Below are 25,854 nucleotides of genomic sequence, written 5' to 3' on the forward strand. Positions count from 1 at the left end.
AACGTCACTCGATGACCAGCCTAAGGCCCGGCGCGTCGCACGACCATTCAGCCGGACGGCATAAGCAAAAATGCCAATACGCCGCACGCGCGGAAACGGGTACTCCCGATCCAGGTATCGGCACCACCACTATAACTACCTGTTTTTTCTAGCTTTTTTCACTCAGCCTAGTACCATGTGCCGACCGGGAAGTGGCATAATCGTCCAACAAGCCGCACCCTAAAACACCCCGCAGTCACACCCACGAAAGCGCTCACCATGTCCCAGACTCTCTACGACAAGCTGTGGAACACGCACGTCATCCACACGGAAGAGGACGGCACCTCGATCCTCTATATCGACCGTCACCTGCTGCACGAGGTCACGAGCCCGCAAGCGTTCGAAGGTCTGAAGCTGGCCGAGCGTCCGGTGTGGCGCATCAGCGCGAATCTGGCCGTTTCCGACCATAACGTGCCGACGACCGACCGCTCGCACGGCATCGCCGATCCGGTCTCGAAACTGCAAGTCGACACGCTCGATACCAATTGCGACGATTTCGGCATCACGCAATTCAAGATGAACGATCTGCGTCAGGGCATCGTGCACATCATCGGGCCGGAGCAGGGCGCGACGCTGCCGGGCATGACCATCGTCTGCGGCGATTCGCACACGTCCACGCACGGCGCGTTCGGCGCGCTGGCGCACGGCATCGGCACGTCGGAGGTGGAGCACGTGCTCGCCACGCAAACGCTCTTGCAGAAGAAGAGCAAGAACATGCTCGTGAAGGTCGAAGGACCGCTGCCGCGCGGCTGCACCGCGAAGGACATCGTGCTCGCGATCATCGGCAAGATCGGCACGGCGGGCGGCACGGGCTACGCGATCGAATTCGGCGGCTCGACCATCCGCGCCTTGACGATGGAAGGCCGCATGACCGTCTGCAACATGGCGATCGAAGCGGGCGCGCGCGCGGGCATGGTCGCCGTCGACGACACGACCATCAATTACCTGAAGGACCGCCCGTATTCGCCGCAGGGCGTGGAGTGGAATCAGGCGGTCGAGTACTGGCGCCAGTTCAAGTCGGATGACGGCGCCCAGTTCGATCGCGTCGTCGAGCTGAACGCCGCCGAGATCGTGCCGCAAGTCACGTGGGGCACGTCGCCGGAAATGGTGACGTCGATCGACGGTCGCGTGCCCGATCCCGAGCGCGAAAAAGACCCCGTCAAGCGCGACGCGATGGAGCGCGCGCTGAACTACATGGCGCTGCAGCCGAATACGCCGATCGAATCCATCAAGCCGGACAAGATTTTCATCGGCTCGTGCACGAACGCGCGCATCGAAGACCTGCGCGCGGCCGCGTATGTGGTGAAGTCGCTGGGCAAGCGCGTGGCGTCGAACATCCGTCTGGCGATGGTCGTGCCGGGCTCCGGTCTCGTGAAGGCGCAGGCCGAGCGCGAAGGGCTCGACAAGATTTTCACGAACGCCGGCTTCGAATGGCGCGAGCCGGGCTGCTCCATGTGCCTCGCGATGAACGCGGACCGCCTCGATCCGGGCGAGCGCTGCGCATCGACCTCGAATCGCAATTTCGAAGGGCGTCAGGGCGCGGGCGGCCGCACGCACCTCGTCAGCCCGGCGATGGCCGCCGCGGCCGCGATCGAAGGCCATTTCGTCGATGTGCGCAAGCTCGCGTGATCAAACGGGACACTGAGAAAGACCATGGAAAAATTCACTGTTCATAGCGGGCTCGTGGCGCCGCTGGATCGCGAAAACGTCGATACGGACGCGATCATTCCGAAGCAGTTTCTGAAGTCGATCAAGCGCACGGGCTTCGGCCCGAATGCGTTCGACGAGTGGCGTTATCTCGATGTCGGCGAGCCGGGGCAGGACAACAGCAAGCGTCCGCTGAATCCGGATTTCGTGCTGAACCAGGCGCGCTATCAGGGCGCGTCGATTCTCGTCACGCGCAAGAACTTCGGCTGCGGCAGCTCGCGCGAGCACGCGCCGTGGGCGCTGGATCAGTACGGCTTTCGCGCGATCATCGCGCCGAGCTTCGCGGACATCTTCTATAACAACTGCTTCAAGAACGGCCTGCTGCCGGTCGTGCTGACGGAGCAGCAAGTCGACAAGCTCATCAACGAGACGAACGCGTTCGTCGGCTACAAGCTGACGATCGACCTCGACGCGCAAGTCGTGCGTACCGGCGACGGCACCGAGTATTCGTTCGAGGTGCCCGGCTTCCGCAAGTACTGCTTGCTGAACGGTCTGGACGACATCGGCCTCACGCTGCGTCACGCGGACAAGATCAAGCAGTTCGAAGCAGAACGGCTCGCGAAGCAGCCGTGGTTGAACAACCGCGTGATCGGCTAGATTCAAGCGGCTAGATTCAAGCGGCTAGATTCAAGCGCACAAATTCAAAGGATGAGACAGATGAAGATTGCAGTGCTCCCCGGCGACGGGATCGGTCCGGAAATCACGGCCGAAGCGGTCAAGGTGCTGAACGCGCTCGACGAGAAGTTCGAACTGGAAGAAGCGCCCGTCGGCGGCGCGGGATACGAGGCGAAAGGCCATCCGCTGCCCGATTCGACGCTCGCGCTCGCGAAGGAAGCCGACGCCATTCTTTTCGGCGCGGTCGGCGACTGGAAGTACGACTCGCTCGAACGCGCGCTGCGTCCGGAGCAGGCCATTCTCGGCCTCCGGAAGCATCTGCAACTGTTTGCGAACTTCCGCCCGGCGATCTGCTATCCGCAACTGACGGCGGCGTCGTCGCTCAAGGCCGAGATCGTGTCGGGGCTCGACATCCTGATCGTGCGCGAGCTGAACGGCGACATCTATTTCGGCCAGCCGCGCGGCGTGCGTCAGGCGCCGGACGGCCCGTTCGAAGGCGCGCGCGAAGGCTTCGACACGATGCGTTATTCGGAGCCGGAAGTGCGCCGTATCGCGCATGTGGCGTTCGCCGCAGCTCAGAAGCGCCAGAAGAAGCTGACGAGCGTGGACAAGGCGAACGTGCTTGAAACGTCGCAGTTGTGGCGCGACACGATGATCGACGTCGCAAAGGAATATCCGGATGTCGAACTGTCGCACATGTACGTCGACAACGCTGCGATGCAGCTCGTCAAGGCGCCGAAGGCGTTCGACGTGGTCGTGACCGGCAACATGTTCGGCGACATTCTGTCGGATGAAGCCGCCATGCTGACGGGCTCCATCGGCATGCTGCCGTCGGCGTCGCTCGACAAGAACAACAAGGGCCTGTACGAGCCGTCGCACGGTTCCGCGCCGGATATCGCGGGCAAGGGCGTGGCGAATCCGCTTGCGACCATCCTGTCGGCGGCGATGATGCTGCGCTATTCGCTCGGCAAGGCGGAGCAGGCGGATCGCATCGAGAACGCGGTGAAGAAGGTGCTGGAGCAGGGCTACCGCACCGGCGATATCGCGACTGCGGACGGCAAGACCGTCGGCACGAAGCAAATGGGCGACGCCGTGCTGGCCGCGCTGTAAGACGCTTCACGCGATCGGATCGGCCGTTTCCGCGCAAAGCTGGAACGGCCGAATCGGTAGCAATGACGCATCATTGGCGTCGTTTCGTCGGCCGCGCCCGGACTTGCCGACGAAACGCCGCAACTCGTGTATATTGTTTGGTCATGGCGAAGAACTCTCAATTCTCTACGGACTCCATCGGTCGCGGCATCCACGCTCGCGTGACGGGTCTCGCCTTCGTCCAGCGCATCGACGGCATCGCCACCATTGGCGCAACCGCCATTGGCACGTCGAAAACGCGCACGACGAAAATCTCCATTAAAGCGATCACGATTCGCTGATCGTCCCTCGTGTCCGAGCGTCTTCCCCGCGCGGCCACGCCGGGCAAGGATGCGGGGAAGAGTCCACAGATAAGGTTAGTCATGAACGTAGGTCTCGTTGGTTGGCGCGGTATGGTCGGCAGCGTCCTGATGCAGCGCATGCAGCAGGAAGGCGATTTCGACCTGATCGAACCGGTGTTTTTCAGCACCAGCAATGCGGGCGGCAACGCGCCGTCGTTCGCTAAAAACGAGACGAAGCTCAAAGACGCAACGAGCATCGACGACCTGAAAAAGTGCGACGCCATCATCACCTGCCAGGGCGGCGACTACACGAACGACGTGTATCCGAAGCTGCGCGCGGCGGGCTGGAAGGGCTACTGGATCGACGCGGCATCGGCGCTGCGCATGAAGGACGATGCGGTCATCATCCTCGATCCCGTCAACCTCGACGTCATCAAGGATTCGCTCGTCAAGGGCGGGCGCGACTTCGTCGGCGGCAACTGCACGGTCAGCCTGATGCTGATGGCGCTCGGCGGCCTGTTCCGCGAAAACCTCGTCGACTGGATGACGGCCATGACGTACCAGGCTGCATCGGGCGCGGGCGCGCAGAACATGCGCGAACTGCTGTCGCAGATGGGCGCGCTCAACGCGTCGGTGGCGGACGATCTGGCGAATCCGTCGTCGGCCATTCTGGATATCGACCGCAAGGTGCTCGCCACCATGAACAGCGACGCCATGCCGACCGATCATTTCGGCGTGCCGCTCGCGGGCTCCCTCATTCCGTGGATCGACAAGGATCTCGGCAACGGCATGTCGAAGGAAGAGTGGAAGGGCGGCGCGGAAACCAACAAGATTCTCGGCAAGCCCGCGATGGGCGAGCCGGGCTCGATTCCCGTCGATGGCCTGTGCGTGCGGATCGGCGCGATGCGCTGCCACTCGCAGGCGTTGACCATCAAGCTGAACAAGGACGTGCCGCTCGACGAAATCAACGGCATGCTGGCTTCGGCGAACGACTGGGTGAAGGTCGTGCCGAACGAGCGCGAAGCGTCGATGCGCGATCTGTCGCCGGCGGTGGTCACGGGCACGCTGACGGTGCCGGTCGGCCGTCTGCGCAAGCTCGCGATGGGCGGCGAGTATCTGTCGGCGTTCACGGTCGGCGACCAGCTTCTGTGGGGCGCGGCCGAACCGCTGCGCCGCATGCTTCGCATTCTGCTGGACAAGTAAAGTAAACTACGCGCCTAAAGCGCGGACCTCGAACGAAAAGCGTCGCGTCATCGCGGCGCTTTTTGTTTATGCGGCCGGTTTTTCGGGGCTGCATGCAAATGACCGGTCTTGACCGTCCGTGGCGCGCGTCCTCGTTCTGATTCAACTTTTCGCCGTACCGTGGAGCTTCAATGATTCGACGACCCCGCCGGTCTTTTATCCCGTCAGCGCATGCGGCGTCCGCCGCGGCAAGCGTCGCCCTCTGCGCGCTGCTTTCGACGATGTCCGGCGCGGCGATCGCGCAGGCGAGCGATGCAGCCGCGGGCGCATCGGCGGTCGCCGCATCCGGCCAGCGATACGCGGTGAAGCCGGGACAGTCGCTCAACGATGTCGCGGGCGAGATCACCGGATCGAAGGAACGCGCCGTCAAGGAAAAGATGGCGCGCGCGCTCTTCGACGCGAACCCGAACGCGTTCGCGGGCCATGACATCAACCGGCTCAAGCTCGGCGCCGTGCTCAACGTGCCGGCGAGCGAAGGCGGCGGTGCGTCGGAAGCCCAGGCTGCGGCCAGTGCCGATCAGGCTAGCGCGCCGGCACCCGCGTCGCAGGTTACGACCGCAGCGGCTTCGGAAAGCGCGCCGTCTGCATCGGCGGTCGAGTCTGCCAGCGTCGTGCAGCAGGCTTCGGAAGCGCAGCCGCCCGTTACACCCGCCGTGGCGCCGACGGCCAGCGCACCCGCGACGGAGTCGGCACCTGCGCGTCGCGTCGGTCCGGACCCGATGCTGTTCGGACTCGCCATCGCGGTGCTGCTCCTGCTCTTCCTTCTGATGATGTGGCGCAGCGCCAAGCGTCGACGGGCGAGGGCGGAGCCTGAAGCGCGCCGTCACGAGCGTGTGCCCGCGTCGCCTGTTTATCCGCCGCCTGCCGGCGCCGCCGACCTCGAGGGCGATGCGGTGCCACGCGATCAGTCGGAGTTGAATGCGGTGGCGGCGAGCATGGAAAGCTACGAGGCGGCTCAGACGTTCGCCGCCCCTTCCGATGACGATGCCGGTCCGTCTGCCAAAGCCGCGCCTGAAGCGCCCGCAGTTGAACACGCGCCTGAGGCCGCCGAAACACAAGCGAACGACCGCGATCGCGCGGAGCCGCCCGCTCCGTTCATGCCGGCGGCGCCCGCTGCGCTCCATTCCGCGTTCATGCCGCCGCCTCGTGCTGAGACGACCGAAGCCGGCGCACAGGAACCGCAAGAGCGCGAGATCGCGGCCCGTGAAGCCGAGAAGTGGGAAGCCGATGAGCGCCAGGCCGCCGCGCGGCAAGCTGCGGCGCGGGAGGCGGAAGAGCGCGAAATCCGCGCTCGCGAAGCAGCGGCGCGCGATGCGCTCGCCCGCGAAATGGCGGGACGCGAAGGCGAAGCGAGGGAAGCAGCCGAACAGGAAGCGCAGGCGCAGCAGGCCCGCGAGGCGGCGGCGCGCGAGATCATCGCTCGCGAGGCGGAGTTGCGCCAGGTACAGGCGCATGCACACGAAGAACACGCGGAAGACGACGAGCCGACGCAAGGCGATCGCTTCCCGATGCCGAAGTTTCCGACGGAAGCGGTTCAGGCGCTCGATTCGCTGGACCTCGGCTTGCCGCCGCGCATGGGATTGAAGCTGAATTCTCCGCTCGATTCGGGCGCAACGCCGCCGCTGCGCGAGTCGCAAACGCCGATCGAGCCTGTGCCGTTCGTGCCGCAGCCCGTCGCTGGAACGGACGCCGCGCAGCAATCGAAGGCCGGTAGCGAGCCGCCATCCGCCGCCGCGCAGATCGAAGCGGGAACGGCCGGCGCGGCGTCGGTCGCGGGTCTGGGCGCGCGGCTGGGCCCGACTCAGTTCGGGCCGCTCAGCTTGGACTTCGATCTGGATCTTCCGTCGAACCAGACGGAGCCGTTGCCGGCGCTGACCCCGGCGCAGCTCGCGACCATCGCACGCAACAAGCTGGAACTGGCCGTCGAATACATCGAATTGGGCGATCTCGGCGGCGCGCGCACGCTGCTGCAGGAAGTGATCGCATCGAACGATACGGCCACGCGCCAGAAAGCCGCCGCGCTGCTTTCGACCCTCGCGCCGCATTCCTGACATGCGGATCGCGTTGGGCATTCAGTACGACGGCGCGGCGTTTTGCGGCTGGCAATCGCAGCCGCACGGCAAGACGGTGCAGAACACGCTCGAGCGCGCGCTCGCGGAATTCGCGCAGACGCCGCTGCAGACGGTCGTCGCCGGGCGCACGGACACGGGCGTTCACGGGCTCGGCCAGGTCGTTCATTTCGAGACGGAGCTCGATCGCGCCGAGTTCTCGTGGGTACGCGGCACGAACGCGTTTCTGCCGGAAACGGTCGCAGTGCAATGGGCGAAGCCGATGCCCGACGACTTTCACGCGCGGTTCGCGGCCTTCGAGCGGACGTACTTCTACGTGCTGTACGTCAATCCGGTGCGTTCGCCGATGCTGGCGAAGCGCGCGGGCTGGGTCCACACGCCGCTCGACGTCGCCGCGATGCGCGATTCCGCCGCGTGTTTGATCGGCGAGCACGATTTTTCGTCGTTCCGCGCCGCGGATTGCCAGTCCAAAACGCCGGTCAAGCACGTCTATCAGATCGATGTGCGCGAGCAGGGCGATTTCGTCCATTTCCGTTTTCGCGCGAACGCGTTCCTGCATCACATGGTGCGCAATCTGATGGGGTGCTTCGTCGCGATCGGGCGGGGCCGACAGCCGGCTTCGTGGATGGCCGATGTCCTCGCCGCGCGCGATCGCCGCGTCGCCGCGCCCACTTTCATGCCGGACGGGCTTTATTTGGCCGAAGTCGGCTATCCGGAACGCTTCGCGGTACCGCCGCCGCATATCGCGAGCATGCCGTGGAGCGCCATCTGGACGGACGAAACATGACAGACATGAGCAACCAGGATTTGCATCGGACGAGAATCAAGCTCTGCGGGCTGTCGCGCGTGGAGCACGTGCAGCACGCCGTCGCGCTCGGCGCGGACGCCGTGGGCTTCGTCTTTTATCCGCCGAGCCCGCGTTCGGTGAGCGTCGCAGAAGCCGTGGAACTGGCGCGGCACGTGCCGCCGCTGGTGTCGGCGGTCGGGCTGTTCGTCAATGCGACTCCCGAGTGGATCGAGGAAGTCACGTCGAACGTGCCGCTTTCGCTGCTTCAATTTCACGGCGACGAAACGCCCGAAGAATGCGCGAAACTCGCGGCGATTGCGGGTTTGCCCTATTGGCGCGCAGTTCGTGTCGGGCCTGATGCGGCTGCAAGCGATTTGGTAGAATCGTCGCTTAAATATGCAGCCGCAGGCGGTATCCTGCTCGACGCGCTCGTCGAGGGCTTCGGCGGCGGCGGAAAGGTATTCGATTGGTCACTTATCCCAACAGATCTCGGGCATCGGGCCGTTTTGAGTGGTGGGTTGAACGCTCAAAACGTCAGTGACGCCATCCGGCGCGTGCGCCCGTTCGCGGTCGATGTCTCCAGCGGCATCGAGGTGCCGGGCGCGAAGGGCGTGAAAGATCCCGCCCGAATGACGGCGTTCGTGCGCGCGGTGCGCGAAGCGGACGCCGGCTGATTCCGAACGTGGACCGGCCTCGCTGTGCTGGCCCACTACCGAGAGAGTGACGCAATGTACAACTTGCCTGACGAAAGAGGCCATTTCGGCCAATATGGCGGCGTTTTCGTTTCCGAAACGCTCATTCATGCACTCGACGAACTGCGCCGCGCCTACGACGCGGCCCGCCAGGATCCCGAGTTCCAGGCCGAATACGACTACGAGCTGAAGCACTACGTCGGCCGTCCTTCCCCGATTTATCACGCCAAACGCTGGAGCGACATGCTCGGCGGCGCGCAGCTGTATCTGAAGCGCGAAGACCTGAATCACACCGGCGCGCACAAGGTGAACAACGTGATCGGCCAGGCGCTGCTCGCTCGCAAGATGGGCAAGCCGCGCGTGATCGCCGAGACGGGCGCGGGCCAGCACGGCGTCGCGACCGCGACGATCGCGGCGCGCTTCGGCATGGAATGCGTCGTGTACATGGGCGCGGAAGACGTGCGTCGGCAGGCGGCGAACGTGTATCGCATGAAGCTGCTCGGCGCGACCGTCGTGCCGGTGGAATCCGGCTCGCGCACGCTCAAGGACGCGCTCAACGAAGCCATGCGCGACTGGGTCACGAACGTCGAGAACACGTTCTATATCATCGGCACGGTGGCGGGGCCGCATCCGTATCCGATGATGGTGCGCGACTTCCAGCGGGTGATCGGCGACGAATGCCGCGTGCAGATGCCCGAAATGGCGGGCCGTCAGCCGGACGCGGTCATCGCGTGCGTGGGCGGGGGATCGAATGCAATGGGCATCTTCTATCCGTATATCGACGATAAAGCCGTACGCCTCATCGGCGTCGAAGCGGCGGGCGACGGCATCGACACGGGCCGTCATGCGGCCTCGCTGATGGGCGGCAGCCCCGGCGTGCTGCACGGCAACCGCACGTATCTGCTTCAGGACGACAACGGCCAGATCATCGAGACGCATTCGGTGTCGGCGGGGCTCGATTATCCGGGCGTCGGTCCCGAGCACGCGTGGCTGAAGGACGCGGGCCGCGCCGAGTACGTCGGCATCACGGACGACGAAGCGCTCAAGGCGTTCCACGATTGCTGCCGCATCGAAGGCATCATTCCGGCGCTTGAATCGAGCCACGCGCTCGCCTACGGCGCAAAGCTCGCGAAGACGCTGCCGCGCGACAAGGTGCTGCTCGTCAACTTGTCGGGCCGTGGCGACAAGGACATGCACACGGTCGCGGAGCGATCGGGCATTCAGTTCTAAGCCGCAGATGCGCACTGTCATTGACGAACCGATGTCCGCCGGCGCGCTGCAGGGCGCCGGCATCGACATTCGCAACCGCGATTTCCTGGCCGATGCCGCGAATATTCCTGACGAGTCGATCGATCTGATCGTCGCCGATCCGCCGTACGGATTGGGCAAGGACTACGGGAACGACTCGGACATGCTGTCGGGCGTCGCCTTTCTGGAGTGGACGTATCGCTGGCTCGACATGGCGATCCCGAAGCTCAAGAAGAGCGGTTCGTTGTACCTGTTCTGTACGTGGCAATACTCGCCCGAACTGTTCGTGTTCCTGAAGCGCCGGATGATGATGATCAACGAGATCGTCTGGGACCGGCGCGTGCCGAGCATGGGCGGAACGACGCGTAAATACACATCGGTACACGACAACATCGGCTATTTCGCGGTATCGAGGGATTACTACTTCGATCTCGATCCGGTGCGCATCCCTTACGACGCAGCGACGAAAAAGGCGCGCTCGCGCAAGATTTTCGAAGGCAGCAAGTGGCTGGAGATGGGCTACAACCCGAAGGATGTCTGGTCGGTGTCGCGGTTGCATCGGCAGCACGCGGAGCGCGTCGATCATCCGACGCAAAAGCCGCTGGAAATCATCGAGCGCATGGTGCAGGCGAGTTGTCCGCCGGGCGGCCGCGTGCTCGATCCGTTCATGGGCAGCGGCACGACGGCAGTTGCCTGCGCGCGCCACGGACGGCTTTTCACGGGTTACGAAATCAACGCGGATTACTGCGCGATCGCGGAAAGCCGCCTTGCGCGCTCGCGTGAGACGCCCGTCAAGTCCGCCAGCGTTCCGATTGCCGCCGAAGCGCAAGCCGCTCAATAGCGTCGCTGATTGCGTCTCGTCGACGCCTACCGAATACGACTACGAGAATTTCCATGTCCCGTATCAAAAACACGCTCGCGGCGCTCGCCGCGCAAGGCAAAAAAGGGCTGATCCCGTTCATCACCGCCGGCGATCCGAACCCGGAACAGACCGTCGAGTTCATGCACGCGCTCGCCAAGGGCGGCGCGGACGTCATCGAACTGGGCGTGCCGTTTTCCGACCCGATGGCCGACGGCCCCGTCATCCAGCGTTCGTCCGAACGCGCACTCGCGCGCGGCGTCACGCTGAAGCGCGTGCTCGCGGATGTCGCGCGCTTTCGCGAAACCGACGACAAAACGCCCGTCGTCCTGATGGGCTACGCGAATCCGATCGAGCGCATGGGCGCCGAAGCGTTCGCGCAGGCCGCGAAGCAGGCGGGCGTCGACGGCGTGCTGGTCGTCGATTACCCGCCCGAGGAATCCGAAGCGTTCAGCGCGACGATGCGCGCGTCGGACATCGATCCGATCTTCCTGCTCGCGCCCACGTCGACGGACGAGCGCATCGCGGCGGTCGGAAAAATCGCAAGCGGCTACGTCTACTACGTGTCGCTCACGGGCGTGACCGGCGCGGCAAATCTGGACGTTTCGCGCATCGCGAGTAAAATCCCGGCCATCAAGTCGCATGTGCCGCTGCCGGTTGGCGTCGGTTTCGGCATCCGCGACGCCCAGACCGCCCGCGCCGTGGCCGAAGTCGCGGATGCCGTGGTGATCGGCAGCCGGCTCGTGCAGTTGCTCGAAGAGGCGCCGCCCGAGACCGCGGCCGCGTCGCTCACGAGCTTCATCGCGGATATCCGCACGGCGCTCGACTCCGCCAAATAAACTTCGCCGCCGCGCCGCGTGAATCGCGCGCGGCCCCCGAACAGTCAAGGAAAAACGATGAGCTGGCTCGACAAACTGCTGCCGCCCAAGATCAAACAAACCGATCCCAAAAGTCGCAAGGGCATTCCCGAAGGCCTGTGGGTGAAGTGTCCGGCGTGCGAGGCGGTGCTGTATCGCAACGACGTCGAGGCGAATCTGCATGTTTGCCCGAAGTGCAGCCATCACATGCGCATTGGCGCGCGGGAGCGGCTCGACCGCCTGCTCGACCCGGAAGGCCGCTATGAAATCGGCCAGGAAGTCGTGCCGGTCGACGCGCTCAAGTTCAAGGACAGCCGCAAGTATCCGGATCGCCTGAAAGAGGCGATGGAAGACACCGACGAAACCGACGCGATGGTCGTCATGGGCGGCGCGATCCACACGCTGCCGTGCGTGGTCGCGTGCTTCGAGTTTTCGTTCATGGGCGGCTCGATGGGCTCGGTCGTCGGCGAGCGCTTCGTGCGCGGCGCGCGTAACGCGATCGAGCAGAACGTGCCGTTCATCTGCTTCACGGCGTCGGGCGGCGCGCGTATGCAGGAAAGCCTGCTTTCGCTGATGCAGATGGCGAAGACCACCGCGCTCCTGACGAAGCTGTCCGAAGCGAAACTGCCGTTCATTTCCGTGTTGACCGATCCGACGATGGGCGGCGTGTCCGCGAGCTTCGCGTTCCTGGGCGACGTCGTGATCGCCGAGCCGAAGGCGCTGATCGGCTTTGCGGGTCCGCGCGTGATCGAGCAGACGGTGCGCGAAAAGCTGCCGGAAGGCTTCCAGCGCGCGGAATTCCTGCTGACGAAGGGCGCGGTCGACATGATCGTCGATCGCCGGAAGATGCGCGAAGAACTCGCCCAGTTGATGGCGTTGATGACGCGACAGCCCGCCGACTCCGTCGCCTGAGGCCGTCTCTGTTCAGCGCCGCGCCGCGCGTGAACCCGCGAGGTTCCGCGCGGCGCTTTTGCTTTCCCGATCTCGAAAATGAACACATTCCCCACACTCGACGCGTGGCTCGCCCATCTGGAAGCGGCGCATCCGGTCGGCATCGACATGGGTCTGACGCGCATCGGCCGCGTGAAGGACGCGCTCGGGCTGACGTTCGATTGCCCCGTCATCACCGTCGGCGGCACGAACGGCAAGGGCTCGACCTGCGCGATCCTCGAAACCATCCTGCTGCGCGCGGGGTATCGCGTGGGCTGTCACACGTCGCCGCATCTGCTCGCGTTCAATGAGCGGGCGCGCATCGACGGCGCCGACGCCACCGACGCCGACCTGCTCGAGCATTTCGAGGCCGTCGAAAAGGCGCGCGCAAGTCTGCCGGAGCCGGTCTCGCTGACCTATTTCGAGTTCACGACGCTCGCGATCCTGCATCTGTTCGCCTCGCGCGGGCTGGACGCGGTGATTCTCGAAGTCGGTCTCGGCGGTCGGCTGGACGCCGTGAATATCGTCGATACGGATTGCGCGGTCATCACGAGCATCGACATCGACCATACGGACTATCTCGGCGATACGCGCGAGAAGATCGCGTTCGAGAAGGCGGGCATTTTCCGCGCGGGGAAGCCTGCGGTATGCGGCGATCCATCGCCGCCGCAAACGCTGATCGATCACGCCGAGGCGATCGGCGCGGATCTGTGGCTCGTCGGCCGCGATTTTCGTTACGAAGCGCAGCCGGGCAACGAGCGTCAGCAATGGAGCTACATCGGGCGCACTCAGCGGCGTTCGGCGCTCGCGTATCCGGCGCTGCGCGGGGCGAATCAGCTGATCAACACGTCGGCGGCGCTGGCCGCGCTGGAAGCGCTGCGCGACCGGCTGCCGGTGTCGGCACAGGACATTCGCCTCGGACTCGCGAACGTCGAATTGCCGGGCCGCTTCCAGGTGCTGCCGGGCAAGCCGCAAATCATTCTCGATGTCGCGCATAACCCGCACGCCGCCGCCGTGCTCGCGCAGAATCTGGGCAACATGGGCTACTTTCCGTACACGTACGCGGTGTTCGGCGCGATGAACGACAAGGATATCGATGGCGTCGTGCACCAGCTTCGCGGCGAAATCGATCACTGGAACGTGACCGCGCTGCCGACGCCGCGCGCGGCATCGGCGGAACGGCTCGATGCGGTGCTGCGCGAAGCCGGTGTCAACGAAGGTCCCGACAGCAGCGTTGCACGCTTTGAGAACCCGGCCGACGCTTTTCGAGACGCGTTAAGCCGAGCGTCCGAAAATGATAGAATCGTGGTTTTCGGTAGTTTCTATACGGTAGCTGGCGTCATGGCTTACCGCAAATCGCAGCATCACTGAGACGGCTGGCCACGTCGGGCGTCCACGTTTCACGCACCAAGCCATACATGGGACTTTTCTCGTTCGGCAAGAAAGACGACGCACGCGCGGCGAGCGACGCATACTCCGATTCCCCGCGCGGCTCGCGTCAAACCGTGCGGACGGAACGCCGCACGCGCCGCTCCGAGCGCACGGACGCCGACGCGATGATGCTCGACCCCACCTTGCCCGAGAAGCAGCGCGCGCGACGCAGGCTGGTCGGCGCGATCGCGCTGGTGCTGGCGGCGGTCATCGTGCTGCCGATGGTGCTGGATTCGCGCCCGAAGCCCGTCACCGACGACATTTCCATCGATATTCCCAATCGCGCCGCGCCCGCTGCGAAGCAATCGCGCGACGCGGACGCCGATACGCAAGCCGGCGTCGCGCATGACGGTCCGGCTGCGGCATCCGCGCCAGGCGCCGCGGCTGCTGGCGTTACACAGCCGCAGCAGACGCAAGCCTCGGCGCCGGCCGCAGTGGCGCAGGCCAGGCCGGAAGCGAAGCCCGAGGCCAAGCCGGAAAGCAAGCCGGAGAACAAGCCGACGGTCGCAGCCAAGCCTGCCGCCAAACCACAAGCCACCGACGCCGCGCCCGAGACGAACAGCAACGCCAACACGACATCGACTGCTGCGAATACGCCGTCGTCGCCCGCAGGCAGCCGCTTCGTGCTGCAAATCGGCACGTTCGACGACGAAACCGCCGCGCAGAACTGGGTCGCCAAGTTGAAAGCCGCGGGTGTGCCCGCATATGTCGAACATCGCCAGCAGTCCGACGGCTCATCGCGCGCGCTGCTGCGCGCCGGACCGTTCCCGGATCGCGCGTCGGCTTCGGCTGCGCTCGTGAAGGTGCGCCAGGCGGGACTCGCCGGCGGCAAGCGGCCGGCGTCGAACTAAGCGCCGATGTTCACGAGCTACGACTATGCGGTAATGGCCGTGATCGGTCTGTCCGCGCTGCGCGGCATGTGGCGCGGACTGCTCGCCGAGGCATTCGGGCTGGTCGGCTGGATCGCCGCCATTCTGATCGCGGGCCGCTTCGTGGGCGTCGTCGCGCCGTACATTCCGGCGACATGGCCGGGCGGCGCGCTGACGCAATGGCTGATCGCGTTTCTGCTGGTGGTCGGCGCGGTGCTGCTGCTGTCGAGCGTGCTGTCGGCGCTGTTGACGCGCATCACCGAAGTCACCGGCCTGCGCGGCGTGGACCGCTCGCTCGGCTTGCTGTTCGGTCTCGCCAGAGGCGTGATATTAGTGGTGATTCTGGTCGCCCTTGCCGGCTTGACCGAATTGCCGCAAAAAGAATTTTGGCGCAATGCGCTGCTCAGGCCGACGGTCGAGCAGGGCGTGCGCGAACTGAAACCGCTGCTTCCCGATACGCTCGCCGCGTATGTGCACGTCGCCCCCGACTCGGGCGATCCGGCGCGAAACGCCGCACAATAGACGAACGGCAGGCTACACGAGGAACGCGACGCCAGGCTGCGTCTTTCGGTTCGGCTCCACGAACCGAGGCAGCGCGCTGGCTGCACGCCTTTCGACCCCGTTTCGACTCTTTGAAGGACCATGCCATGTGCGGCATCGTAGGTGTAGTTTCCCAAAGCCCTGTCAATCAGGTCATCTATGACAGCCTGCTGCTCCTGCAGCATCGCGGTCAGGACGCGGCGGGCATCGCCACGGCCAACGGCAACAACTTCCACATGCACAAGGCCAACGGCATGGTGCGCGACGTGTTCCGCACGCGCAACATGCGCAGCCTGCCGGGCAACGTCGGCATCGGGCAAGTGCGTTATCCGACGGCCGGTTCCGCGTCGAACGAGGAAGAAGCGCAGCCGTTCTACGTCAACGCGCCGTTCGGCATCATCCTCGCGCACAACGGCAATCTGACGAACTGGATGCAGTTGAAGGACGAGATGTTCCGGATCGATCGCCGGCACATCAACACCGCGTCCGACACGGAAGTGCTGCTCAACGTCTTCGCGCACGAACTACAACTCGCAAGCTCGGGCCTCCAGCTCGACGCCGCCGCGCTGTGGAAGGCGGTCGCGGGCGTGCATCGCCGCGTGAAGGGTTCGTATGCGATCGTTTCGCTGATCGCCGGTTACGGGCTCGTCGCGTTCCGCGATCCGTTCGGCATTCGCCCGCTGGTGCTCGGCAAGCTGGAAACGTCGACGGGCGTCGAGTGGATGGTTGCGTCGGAATCGGTGGCGATCGAAGGAATCGGCTTCGAATTCGTGCGCGACGTCGAACCGGGCGAAGCGATTTTTATCGACGCGGAAGGCAATCTGCATAGCCACCAGTGCGCCGAGAAGCCGGTGCTCAAGCCCTGCATTTTCGAACTGGTTTATCTGGCCCGTCCGGATTCGTGCCTCGACGGCGTGCCGGTCTACAACGCGCGTCTGCGCATGGGCGACTACCTCGCCGAGAAGATCAAGCGCGTGCTGCCCGACGTGCCGATCGACGTCGTGATGCCCATTCCCGATTCGTCGCGCCCCGCCGCGATGCAGGTGGCCGCGAAGCTCGGCGTCGAGTATCGCGAAGGCTTCTTCAAGAATCGCTATGTCGGCCGCACGTTCATCATGCCGGGCCAGGCGGTGCGCAAGAAATCCGTGCGCCAGAAGCTGAACGCGATGGGCATCGAGTTCAAGGGCAAGAACGTGCTGATCGTCGACGATTCCATCGTGCGCGGCACGACATCGCATGAAATCGTGCAAATGGCCCGCGACGCCGGCGCGAACAAGGTCATCTTCGCGTCCGCCGCGCCGCCGGTGAAGTTCCCGAACGTGTACGGCATCGACATGCCGACGCGTGGCGAACTCGTCGCGCATGGCCGCAGCGACGACGAAGTGGCGCGCATGATCGGCGCGGATTATCTCGTGTATCAGGACGTCGAGGATCTGAAGAGCGCGGTGCGCGATATCAATCCGGCGCTGGAGGATTTCGAGGCATCGTGCTTCGACGGTAACTACATTACCGGCGATGTGACCACGGATTATCTCGATCGCATCGAAACCGCGCGTCTCGCGCCGCAAGAGCAGACGGACCGCGACATCGCGGGCGACGCGCTCGAGGGCGGTCCCGCGCGTTCGCAATTGCATCTGCAACTGTCGGTGGATTAAGCCTTCATGCTGGTTTGAAGAAGCCCGCTCGGTCGATTCGACGAGCGGGCTTTTTTGCGTTTATTGCCCGCGTTGCAGCCCGCTACTGCGCCATTGTCCCGGCGCGATGCCGAAGCGTTTCGAGAACGCATGCGTGAACGCGCTCTGATCGGCGAAACCGACATCGAGCGCAATGCCCGTGAGCGAGGCGCGCGGATCAGCAAGCAGGGTGAGCGCCGTATCGAGCCGCAAGCGATGCAGATAGCGATGCGGCGTCTCGCCGAACGCTTCGTTGAACAACTGATGAAAGCGCCGCATGCCGAAGCCGCAATGCGCGGCGAGATCGGCTACACGCAGCGGCTCGGAAAGATGCGTGCGCAGCCATCGGTCGATGCGGGCAAAGTCGAGGCCGCGCGTTTCGCCGATCAGCGACGCGCCGGCATCGGCCATCAACGCGCCGCACAGATGCGTGGCCGCTTGCCAGCCGAAGCGTCGCGGCATCGCGGCGGCTTCCACGCTCGCGTTCACCGCGACGTTCGCGACGAGCTGCGTGAGCTGCGCATCGAGCTCGATGGTGCGAGCGCGTTCGAAGAAGCGCGCCGGCACCGCCACCGACGACGCCGGCAGATCGAGCACGAGCTGGCGATTCACGCCCTCGGCCCAATACTCGTGACGCGCGCCCGCCGGAATGATCCACGCGCGATGCCGATCGATCTGCGATTCGTTGCCGTCGACCGCCATGCCCATTGCGCCATCGAAGCCGAGCACGATCTGATGGAAGTCGTGCTCGTCCGATGCCTGCACCGCTTCATAGCGGCGCAGCGAGACCGTGGGCGTGGAAAGGCCGAGCGGCGCGCTCATCGCGATCTCAGACGTCGAGCAGTTCCACTTCGAACACGAGCGTGGCGTTCGGCGGAATCACGCCGCCCGCGCCGCGCGCGCCGTAGCCGAGTTGCGGCGGAATGGTCAGACGGCGCACGCCGCCGACTTTCATGCCTTGCACGCCTTCGTCCCAGCCCTTGATGACCATGCCGCCGCCGAGCACGAAGGCGAACGGATCGTTGCGGTCCTTGCTCGAATCGAACTTCTGGCCGTCGGTCAGCCAGCCCGTGTAATGCACGCTGACCGTCTTGCCCGCGACGGCTTCGGCGCCTTCGCCGACGGTGACGTCTTCATACTTGAGACCGGAATCGGTCGTGACTGTCGACATGTTTGCTCCCTGGTTGCACGGCTCTTATGCCGCTGGTCGAAACCAGCATTGTAGAACGGAGCGGGGGAGCGAGTCGGGGCGTGAGAAGCGCCCCGGAGAACGGTCCGGCCTATTTCGCGAGCAAATCCGAATGCTTGGGCGATGCCGGATCGAACGCGCCGCGCGATGGCGTCGTGGACAGCATCACGTTCTGCGCCTGTGCGTCGAATACTTCGCGCGAGAAGCGGCGGCGGAAGTCGTTCGTGAGTCCGGTCATCGGCACGTTGCGCGCGGTGAAGATGCGCTCGACGAATGCATCGTGATCGCCGGCGGGGAAAAGCAGCGCGTCCGGCAAGTACGATTCGAGGCCGCAGATGTGCGACATGACGATCGGCCGTTCCGCGAGCACCGCTTCGATCATCACGAGCGGCACGCCTTCGAACGCGGACGGCAGCACGAGCGTGTCGCTTGCAACGATATACGGCAGCACGTCGCTCTTCGGACCCACGATCCGCACGCAGGCCGTCAACGTCGGGCTGGCATCGACCATGGCGGCGAGCCGCGCCGAATCCGCGCCTTCGCCGACGATCAAGACGATCGCGCGCTTGAATGCCTCCGGATGGCGCTCGATGGATTCGAGCAGAAAGTCCTGCCGCTTCTGCTTGAAATTGATCCGCCCGATATGCGCGATGATCGTGGTCCCGTCGTCGGGCAGGCCGAGCTGTGCGCGCGCCGCGGACTTGGTGAGCATCGAACGGCTGAAGCGGTCATCGACATAGTTCTCGAGAATCATCGTGCGCGCGTTCGGCGCCAGCGCGCGCAGCTTGCCGCGCAGATGATCGTTGAGCGTCACGTATTCATCCGGCATGCGATACAGCACGCGCTTGGCGAGCCATTTGACCTTCTCGGTCGTGCCGTTGTTTGCCGGGCCGTCATCGACGAGCGGCAGGTAGCTGATCGTGCGCACGTGTGCATAGCGCGCGGCAAGCAGACCCGCAAGCGCGGAAACGATCGTGCCCTGCGCGATCAGCAGTTTGGAGAGGTGCAACGTGCGCAGCGTGGCGGCGGTCGTGCGGATCGCGCGGAAGAGCGCGAAGAGATCGCCGCGAATGGATTCCGCGGTGTACGAAAGGCTCACGACGCGCACCTTCGCATGATGCCGAGCCAGCTCGCTCACATAGCGATGCAATGGCGCATTGCTCTTCGACACCAGGATATGCAGCGTTTCTATGTTTCCGCTCGTCACGAGCGCGAGCATGAATCGCTTGAGCATCTCTTCATGCCCACCGTTGATGCCCGAGTCGCAATAGATTCCAATATTCACCGGCTTCCTCCACTAACAGCGCGCGCCTTGCGCGTCTTCACTGCATGTTGATGAAATGCATCAATAGACGTGCGCTTTCCGTCCAGCGATAACGCTCCGCGTGCGCGAGCCCGCGTTGCCTGAGGTCTTCGCTAAGCGTAGGCGAATCGAGCAAATCTCGCAGCTTTGTTGCAATGTCTTCGACCGATAACGGATCGCAATAGATGGACGCATCGCCGCATGCTTCCGGCAACGCGGCCGCGCGTCCCACGAGCGTGGGACATCCGTTTCGCATTGCCTCCAGAGGAGGTATGCCAAAGCCTTCGTAGATGGACGGATAAAGAAAGCACGCTGCATGTTGGTACAGCGCCTTGAGCTTTTCGTCGCTGACATAACCTGCTTCCTTGATATTTGGCGCGCTCGACAAATCCTGTGACTTGCCGAAGATCGCGGCATTCTTCATACCGACTATAACAAGGTCGATAGAGGCATCGTTCAGACGAATGAATGCTTCGACGAGACGCTCGAAGTTCTTCGTCGGGTTCATGCTACTTACTGCGAGGACGTAACGATTCGGCGTGAGTTTTAATTCCGCAATTACCGATAAATCCGGCGCAACCTGATCCAGGTGGTCCGCGGCAAGCGGCACGACACCGATGCGCTCCGGCTTCACGCCGACATGATGCGCAAGCCGGTCGCGCGAGAACTTCGAGTTCGTCAGTACGCAGCTCGACGTGCGCGCGAGTATCCAGAACATCACGCGATACCACATGCGGAACTTCCACGAGAAATGCGCGGGCGTGTCGAAGACCGCGGCGTCGTGCATGTAGATGATCTGATTGGAACGAAAGATCGAGCCTGAATTGCTGAGATTCACGATGCGCGATCGTCCCGCGAACAGCGGCAACACGAGTTGCTCCCACAGCACGCCTTTGCCGAAACCGAGCTTGACGGTCGGCACGCCATCGACCGGCGTGAGGCCCGGCTGCGGCGGCACGGCAAGCGTCACATGCGCACCTTCCGGCAGCTTCACGAGCGCAGCGACGAGTTCGCGCGCAACGCGTTGCACGCCGGTCGTCTTCTGGCTCGTGAATCGCCCGTTGTAGACGAGCTTGCTCGTGGCGAGAGAGGTGTCCATTTATTTCGCTTCAAATCTGTGAGTCGGGGCGGTTTCATACGATGCGACTTCGCTCGGCGCCAGTGGTTCGCGCACATGCTTTTCCGCTCCGAACTCGTAGATCGAAAGCCACTGACGGAAGATCGAATCCATCGAAAAGCGCGTGCTCGCGGATTGCCTGGCAGCCGCGCCCATGCGTGCGCGCAATGCGGGGTCGTCACGCAGGCGCGTAATGTACGTCCTCATCTCTTCGATGTTCTTTGCAACGAAGCCCGTCACGCCATGCCGAACGACGTCACGGTTGCCGACGACATCGGTGACCACGGCGGGAACGCCGGCGACCTGCGCTTCGATGAGCGCGATCGGCATGCCTTCCCAACGCGACGTCTGCACGTAGACATCGAGCTTCGAAGTGAGTTCAAGCGCGCGATCGCGCGTGACCCATCCGCTGCATGTCACGGCCTGCTTCGCGTGGCTCGGCAATTCATCCGCGTTTCCGCCGATCCATAAAAAACTCACTGACGGCGCTTGAAATCTAATGGCAAGCTCAGCGAAGGCTTCGTGATTCTTCTGGTACGACGCGCGTCCGCTCATGCCGATCACGATATCGCCATCGACTTTCTCGATGCGCGGCGGAATCTCCGCCACGTTCACGCCGTTCTCGATCAGCAATGCGCTTGGCGGGTCGATCCTGCTTTCAATCTCCTGCAGTTCGCTGGCCGAGCACGCGACGATCGTGCCGCCCATGCGCGCAGCAATGCGCTCGAAGCTGAGATAAGCGAGCTGCCTGGCCGGGGCGACATCGCGGCGCAGGAAGGCGAGGCCATGCGGCGAATAAAACACGCGCGCGTTAGGGGCCGCGATGCGCGCGGCAGCACGGCCGAGCACGCCTGCCTTCGACGAATGAAGATGCACGACGGAAGGCTCGCACTGGCGAAGCGCGCGGACCAGAGTCCACACACCGGTCCAGTCCTTCGCCGGATGGACGTCACGGTGCATGTTCACGTGAACGAGATTGATGGCGGGATGAAAGAGCCTTGCGAAGTTGACGGGTGTTTCGGGGCGTATCGAATGAAGGATCGTCACACCGAATCCAGCTGCCGCTGCCCGATTCGACAGTTGCGTCAGCATGGACAGCACCCCGCCGCCGAACGCCTCGGAAATGTGGACGATCTCTTTCATGTTGGACTCTTTTTCTTCTTCGCGAACTGCCGAGCACCCCGTCGCACTCGCAATGGAGAATATAAGTCGCCACGTCTTATCTATAGTTGGTAGCACACATATCCCCGGGGCCATGCAACAGGGAACTGTGCGCGAGTACACGTTGAAAGGAAAACACAAGGCGCTACAGGCAAAAGCGAAGCATCACTAAGCGAGTGAGTTTCAGATCACTCGCTGAACCTGTTCACGCTGAATGCCGATCGATGAATGCAGCCGCCATGAACGGCCGCAATGAGCAGCCAGTTCGACTCGATGACGGACTCGCCCGGCGCGAGATCAAGCGTCGCGCTCCAAGGCGTCGACGCTTCTCCAATGCACGGATTGAGTCGAACGAGACCTGCGCTCAAGCGTGAATCGTTTGGCGATGCATCTTTTCGATGCAACGCGCGATTCGGCTTAAGTGCATGTCGTGCTGATAAGGTCAATTGACCTCGGGCTGGATCTTGATATCAGCCAATGGCTGTTGGGAGAAGGCGATCTCGCAGACTTCGAGCAGCACCCTCAAGTCCTTGACCGGAATGGCAGCCGATTGCATGCGCAGGTTCTCCGCACGCTCAACCAGCTTCTGTACGCGTTCGAACGAAAGGTCGTCTGATTTCATACCACCGCTCACAATAAGTATTCTCACTAAGTACCATAAACCCCTAACCGTGGTCCGTCCGTGCGCCACCACACATACACGACTGCAACTTCTGGAGTAGCGGCGCAGTCAGGCATGCGCTGCCCGCTGCCGAAGCGCCGTCAGCAGGCAGTGTCGAGGTGTTTATGCACGTGCGTTCCGCACCATGCAGGGGCGGCGAAAGGGAAAGATGCGTCTCAAAGAGACGCATTCAGACGAAAGAGCACGAAACGCGCCAGCGTCACGAACCGGCGCTTTCCGTCATGGGGCGCGTGCGCTTGAGCAAGGGCACGCCTTCGAGATGCAGCGTGAAGGCCATTGCAGCCGCGATTGCCGTTTCGACAATCAGAACCGTTGCCGCTGCGCCTTGCTCGTGGAACAGCGTCGCGAGGACGGCGAGTAAAGCGAAGTTGAGTATCGCCGAGCCAATCAGCACACGGCTGAAGTGGGATTTCATGCCGAGCGGAAGCATGGTCTGAACGCCGAAGAGATCGGCCAGGCCGGACATCAGCGGAACGAAGGCCATCCACCGCAGCACATCTACCGTCGGTCCGAACTGCGGGCCGTAAAGCAGCTTCACCGCGAGCGGCGCGCCGAAGAAAATACAAACGGAGATGACGGAAACGATCGCGCCTTGCACCACGAACATCTTGCGCAAGAAGGCGAATGCATCATCGCGTGCATGGTGCATCAAAAAGCTCACACGCGGATACGCGGCGGTCTTGAGCGGCCGCAGCATGTTGAGCGCCGCGCGGATGAGCTTGTCGCCCGCAGCGAAGTAGCCGCCTGCCACGTTGCCCGCGATGAACGTCAGCAACACGATATTGCTGGACGCATAGATATCGACGAGCGATGTCGCCATGAACACGCTCCATCCGTCCTTGAGCCGGTCGATGACGGTCTTGAAGGGCACGTGAACGAAGTCGAGCTCGCGTCGAAAATACAAGTAGATGCAGATTGCGATGCCCGAGAGAAGCGGCACGAGTGTATTGACCCACATCGCGTTGTTCACATCGTCGTGGTGACGGACGAACAGGTACATGGCCGGAATGCTCAGCGCGCGCCCCACAAAAACGATTGCGCTGATGACGCCGAGGTCTTCCACGCCCTGGAAATACCAGGTGGGAATGAGCATGGAGCCGATCGCCATGCCGAAGCCGACGAGCAGCAGCTCGCGATTTTCCGCGAGCATCGGCACGATAAAGGTCAGTGCCAGCAACACGAGGAAGCCGCCTACCGATAACAGTATTTGCGCGTACATCGTTTCCCAGAACATCTGGGACCGCAGCGCGCGGTTATCGCGATTGATGGATACCTTGGGTGTCGCGGTAAGCGAGAAGCTGTAGTTGGTCAGCGTGATGAAGTACGCCGTGAAAGCCATGGCGAAGGAAAGCCGTCCATATTCGCTTGGTCCAAGCACGCGTGCCAGCCACGGCAGCGTTAAAAGCGGTGCAAGGTAAGTTGATACCTGCAACGTCATCAGAATGGTGAAGTTCTTTCGAAAAGATGCCATTGAGCGGTTTTTCCCGACTTGAGTGCTGCCCTGATGTCGATGACGCAAAAAATGCTGCTTTTTTAAATGTGCCCTTCATGGTGGGCAATTCCATGACAACGCCTAAGACGAATAGTTTCGTCGGCGTTATCTCGTCACGACAGAGACGCAAGGACAAGGAGGGTGAAGCGTCCGTGTCCTGACCTGACAGCGGATGCGCAGAGGGGCATGGCAAAAGGCGATGCAACGCTCGAACGACTGCGCATCGGTACGGCGCCCTTGACAAGGCCCCGGAAATGACGCGACGCGTCCGCAGCGAATATTTAACAGGAAAAAAATGATTTGGTCAGTGGGTTTGCACACGCAAGTCATCCGCGCGATGTGCATGTTCCGGTAAAGCGACCGCGCAGCAGGGCGGCTACGCGGTCAGTCTCGGCATTCCGCTCAGGCCGCTGTGTCGACGATTATTTTTTGCGCGGCTTGACTTGCGTGCCCGACGAACGCATCTTCACGCACGATGTGATGCGGCGGCAAGCCGATGAACCTGCGTACCACATTGCGCGTGATCTGATCCACGATCAGCCGGCTCTCTGCGTGCTTGTCCATCAGCACGCGAGCCCAGTCCGTGGTGCCGCCGTTGAACACGAGGCCTTGTTTCTCGCTGCCATTGCGATCCGGCTGGAAGACGCCCATTGCACCCATGCCGCCCATGTCCCAGCCGGTGAGCCTCACGGTATCGGCCAGTGTGACGAAGCCGTTAGGTGTCGGCGGCACGCCGTCGACTTCATAGCCGACTAACCGGTCCACAGCACCGAAGGTTTGCCCATTGCGCAAGCCGGTGCCTGCAAAGACCCAATGGTCGGCATCGCGCACGGTGAAACCTATGGCTTCACGCTCGCGCTTGATCCATCCGCCGCGCAGTCGCTTCCACACGCCATATTTGCCGCCGCCATATCCATAAGAGAGTCCGATGAGATCCGACTCGTCATATTCCGGCCACTTTTCGCCGAGGCGATTCATCAACGCGTAATCGCCATTAATGGGCGCGTCCGCGTAATCGATGGGACGAAAGCAAGTATTGCCGCTGAATATCGCGAGGTTGCCGCCATCGGCAATAAAGTGCGCAACGTGCTCGCGCATTTCCTTGCTCCAGTACTCGTGATGTCCGACGCTCAGCATGCAGCGATATTGCTCGAGCTTGAGATCCGTACCGCGATGCAGATCGTGATCCGTATAGAAATCACATGCGATACCTTCGGTCCGCAGCCAGCGAATGAACTTGGCGTCCCAATGCGTGAACTGTTGACGCGGCGAGCGCGGATCATAAGGATCAATAGGCTCGCCGAGTTGTGCGCCGAGGCCGCCGCCCGGACGCAACAGACTCACTCGCGTTTGCGGCTGAGTGCGATGAATCGGATCGCCGTAATAGCATCCGCCGCCCGTCGAGTTATATGCGTGATAGGTATTGATGGGAACGACGTACGCGATCGCAGCCGATGGCTTGCGTGGCCGCGCGATGATGAGCGCCATGCTGTCGCTATCGGGGGGTCCCGCGAAAATGGGCTTGTGTGCAGCAGCGCGACGCCCGAGGTCGTTCAAGGGCTGGCCGTTTGCATCGACTTCATAGGCAATCGCGACATACGCGCCGCTCACGAGCGTGCTCGTATTCGGCTTGATGCTCACGACCGGCCAGCGCCAGTCCTCATCGAAGCGGGCCGGCCGGAGAGTGCCCGGCGATTGAAAAACGATTCGGCCGTTCTTCATTTCCGCGCGCACGCTGCCGCCCGGCTGCACGGCGACACCGCCCACGCTCGTCAGGTCTTCATCGTTGCCCTGGTGATAGATCGCGATGCAAAACCGTGCCCCGGGTTGCACTGCAAGCTCGAACCAGTCGCCGGCTGTGAAGCCGGGTCTCAACGGATAGATCTGCATCACATCCTCGCTGTGTTATTCGTTGTGCGTTA

Annotated in this window: 24 protein-coding genes; 16 read left to right on the forward strand and 8 right to left on the reverse strand. The window is 63.1% G+C overall.

Features of this window, described 5'->3' with window-relative positions; genetic code table 11:
• Positions 1–258: 258 nt before the first annotated feature.
• The 16 genes from leuC to purF all read left to right on the forward strand — a co-directional run bounded on the left by leuC (position 259) and on the right by purF (position 16,970).
• Positions 259–1,668 carry a 3-isopropylmalate dehydratase large subunit gene (leuC, locus tag AWB72_RS20600; RefSeq protein ID WP_040049958.1) on the forward strand — a complete coding sequence of 470 codons (1,410 nt, stop codon included), beginning with the start codon at positions 259–261 and terminating at the stop codon, positions 1,666–1,668.
• Positions 1,669–1,692: 24 nt separating this feature from the next.
• Entirely contained in the window at positions 1,693–2,343 is a 651-nt protein-coding gene (gene leuD / locus AWB72_RS20605; protein WP_040049959.1) for a 3-isopropylmalate dehydratase small subunit, read from the forward strand.
• Between the two features lie 60 nt (positions 2,344–2,403).
• Entirely contained in the window at positions 2,404–3,471 is a 1,068-nt protein-coding gene (gene leuB, locus AWB72_RS20610; RefSeq protein ID WP_040049960.1) for a 3-isopropylmalate dehydrogenase, read from the forward strand.
• Between the two features lie 62 nt (positions 3,472–3,533).
• The gene (locus AWB72_RS28610) at positions 3,534–3,791 is read left to right on the forward strand and encodes a hypothetical protein (RefSeq protein ID WP_143754654.1); all 258 of its coding nucleotides are present in this window, start codon (positions 3,534–3,536) and stop codon (positions 3,789–3,791) included.
• 81 nt (positions 3,792–3,872) lie between these two features.
• Positions 3,873–4,994: an aspartate-semialdehyde dehydrogenase gene (gene asd, locus AWB72_RS20615; protein WP_087128656.1), complete on the forward strand. Its 1,122-nt coding sequence runs from the start codon at positions 3,873–3,875 to the stop codon at positions 4,992–4,994.
• A gap of 170 nt (positions 4,995–5,164) precedes the next feature.
• Positions 5,165–7,084, forward strand: coding sequence for a FimV/HubP family polar landmark protein (locus tag AWB72_RS20620; RefSeq protein ID WP_040049962.1), 1,920 nt, complete (start codon positions 5,165–5,167; stop codon positions 7,082–7,084).
• 1 nt (position 7,085) lies between these two features.
• Positions 7,086–7,889 carry a tRNA pseudouridine(38-40) synthase TruA gene (gene truA / locus AWB72_RS20625; RefSeq protein ID WP_040049963.1) on the forward strand — a complete coding sequence of 268 codons (804 nt, stop codon included), beginning with the start codon at positions 7,086–7,088 and terminating at the stop codon, positions 7,887–7,889.
• A 5-nt stretch (positions 7,890–7,894) separates the two neighbouring features.
• Positions 7,895–8,563: a phosphoribosylanthranilate isomerase gene (locus AWB72_RS20630; RefSeq protein ID WP_040049964.1), complete on the forward strand. Its 669-nt coding sequence runs from the start codon at positions 7,895–7,897 to the stop codon at positions 8,561–8,563.
• Positions 8,564–8,617: 54 nt separating this feature from the next.
• Positions 8,618–9,811: a tryptophan synthase subunit beta gene (gene trpB, locus AWB72_RS20635; protein WP_040049965.1), complete on the forward strand. Its 1,194-nt coding sequence runs from the start codon at positions 8,618–8,620 to the stop codon at positions 9,809–9,811.
• 7 nt (positions 9,812–9,818) lie between these two features.
• A complete protein-coding gene (locus AWB72_RS20640; RefSeq protein WP_052449816.1) occupies positions 9,819–10,670 on the forward strand; it encodes a DNA-methyltransferase in 852 nt (283 codons plus the stop codon).
• 53 nt (positions 10,671–10,723) lie between these two features.
• Positions 10,724–11,527 carry a tryptophan synthase subunit alpha gene (gene trpA / locus AWB72_RS20645; RefSeq protein WP_040049966.1) on the forward strand — a complete coding sequence of 268 codons (804 nt, stop codon included), beginning with the start codon at positions 10,724–10,726 and terminating at the stop codon, positions 11,525–11,527.
• A 57-nt stretch (positions 11,528–11,584) separates the two neighbouring features.
• Positions 11,585–12,457: an acetyl-CoA carboxylase, carboxyltransferase subunit beta gene (accD, locus tag AWB72_RS20650; RefSeq protein ID WP_040049967.1), complete on the forward strand. Its 873-nt coding sequence runs from the start codon at positions 11,585–11,587 to the stop codon at positions 12,455–12,457.
• Positions 12,458–12,535: 78 nt separating this feature from the next.
• Complete coding sequence (gene folC / locus AWB72_RS20655; protein WP_040049968.1) at positions 12,536–13,846, forward strand: bifunctional tetrahydrofolate synthase/dihydrofolate synthase; 1,311 nt, start codon at positions 12,536–12,538, stop codon at positions 13,844–13,846.
• A gap of 47 nt (positions 13,847–13,893) precedes the next feature.
• A complete protein-coding gene (locus AWB72_RS20660) occupies positions 13,894–14,757 on the forward strand; it encodes an SPOR domain-containing protein (protein WP_040049969.1) in 864 nt (287 codons plus the stop codon).
• A 6-nt stretch (positions 14,758–14,763) separates the two neighbouring features.
• The gene (locus AWB72_RS20665; RefSeq protein WP_040049970.1) at positions 14,764–15,297 is read left to right on the forward strand and encodes a CvpA family protein; all 534 of its coding nucleotides are present in this window, start codon (positions 14,764–14,766) and stop codon (positions 15,295–15,297) included.
• 125 nt (positions 15,298–15,422) lie between these two features.
• The gene (gene purF, locus AWB72_RS20670; RefSeq protein ID WP_040049971.1) at positions 15,423–16,970 is read left to right on the forward strand and encodes an amidophosphoribosyltransferase; all 1,548 of its coding nucleotides are present in this window, start codon (positions 15,423–15,425) and stop codon (positions 16,968–16,970) included.
• Between the two features lie 60 nt (positions 16,971–17,030).
• On the opposite strand, the gene AWB72_RS20675 is transcribed toward purF, so the two are convergent.
• The 8 genes from AWB72_RS20675 to AWB72_RS20715 all read right to left on the reverse strand — a co-directional run bounded on the left by AWB72_RS20675 (position 17,031) and on the right by AWB72_RS20715 (position 25,822).
• The gene (locus tag AWB72_RS20675) at positions 17,031–17,810 is read right to left on the reverse strand and encodes an AraC family transcriptional regulator (protein WP_040049972.1); all 780 of its coding nucleotides are present in this window, start codon (positions 17,808–17,810) and stop codon (positions 17,031–17,033) included.
• Between the two features lie 7 nt (positions 17,811–17,817).
• On the reverse strand, positions 17,818–18,159 hold the full coding sequence (locus AWB72_RS20680) for an FKBP-type peptidyl-prolyl cis-trans isomerase (protein ID WP_040049973.1): 342 nt from the start codon (positions 18,157–18,159) through the stop codon (positions 17,818–17,820).
• 109 nt (positions 18,160–18,268) lie between these two features.
• The gene (locus AWB72_RS20685) at positions 18,269–19,462 is read right to left on the reverse strand and encodes a glycosyltransferase (protein WP_040049974.1); all 1,194 of its coding nucleotides are present in this window, start codon (positions 19,460–19,462) and stop codon (positions 18,269–18,271) included.
• Between the two features lie 37 nt (positions 19,463–19,499).
• Positions 19,500–20,579 (reverse strand): glycosyltransferase family 4 protein, encoded by a 1,080-nt coding sequence (locus AWB72_RS20690; RefSeq protein WP_040049975.1) that lies wholly within the window; start codon positions 20,577–20,579, stop codon positions 19,500–19,502.
• Positions 20,580–21,740 carry a glycosyltransferase gene (locus AWB72_RS20695; protein ID WP_040049976.1) on the reverse strand — a complete coding sequence of 387 codons (1,161 nt, stop codon included), beginning with the start codon at positions 21,738–21,740 and terminating at the stop codon, positions 20,580–20,582.
• Positions 21,741–22,200: 460 nt separating this feature from the next.
• Positions 22,201–22,380, reverse strand: coding sequence for a hypothetical protein (locus AWB72_RS20705; protein ID WP_040049978.1), 180 nt, complete (start codon positions 22,378–22,380; stop codon positions 22,201–22,203).
• Positions 22,381–22,639: 259 nt separating this feature from the next.
• Positions 22,640–23,911, reverse strand: a complete 1,272-nt coding sequence (locus AWB72_RS20710) for a flippase (protein ID WP_040049979.1) — start codon at positions 23,909–23,911, stop codon at positions 22,640–22,642.
• A gap of 423 nt (positions 23,912–24,334) precedes the next feature.
• Positions 24,335–25,822 carry a N,N-dimethylformamidase beta subunit family domain-containing protein gene (locus AWB72_RS20715; protein WP_040049980.1) on the reverse strand — a complete coding sequence of 496 codons (1,488 nt, stop codon included), beginning with the start codon at positions 25,820–25,822 and terminating at the stop codon, positions 24,335–24,337.
• Positions 25,823–25,854 lie beyond the last annotated feature (32 nt).

The organism is Caballeronia concitans, assembly GCF_001544615.1.
Taxonomy (GTDB): Bacteria; Pseudomonadota; Gammaproteobacteria; order Burkholderiales; family Burkholderiaceae; genus Caballeronia; species Caballeronia concitans.